The following is a 335-nucleotide window of genomic DNA, read 5'->3' on the forward strand; positions in this document are numbered from 1 at the left end:
CCCGGCCACGCTGAGCACGCCGAGAGCCCGTCCGTCCTCGGGGTGGCGCACCAGTACGGCCATCGCCGCCATGCCCGGCGCCGAGCATTCGATCTGCCAGGCATAGCCGTGCTCGCGGGCGCGCTTCAGGTAGCGCAGCAGCTCGCTCCTGGAGCGCGGCGCGTTGGGACCGAAGTCCCGCGCCGCCCCTACGCCCTGGCGCTCCACCAGCGCCAGCGCCGCCTTGTCGCTCAGGCTGGCCAGCCAGGCGTGCCCGGATGCGGTGTAGAACAGCGGCGCCTCGCGCCCCATGTCGGGGTCGTAGCGTAGCCCGGAGGTGGCGCCCTGGGACTTGG

1 protein-coding gene is annotated in these 335 nt (G+C 74.0%); it reads right to left on the reverse strand.

The annotated features are described in order from the left end of the window. The coding region (locus FMN52_RS00075; protein ID WP_275898153.1) for an IclR family transcriptional regulator C-terminal domain-containing protein at nucleotides 1-335 on the reverse strand (335 nt) is incomplete at both ends.

The organism is Marinobacter sp. BW6, from assembly GCF_008107725.1.
In the GTDB taxonomy this organism is placed as follows: Bacteria; Pseudomonadota; Gammaproteobacteria; order Pseudomonadales; family Oleiphilaceae; genus Marinobacter.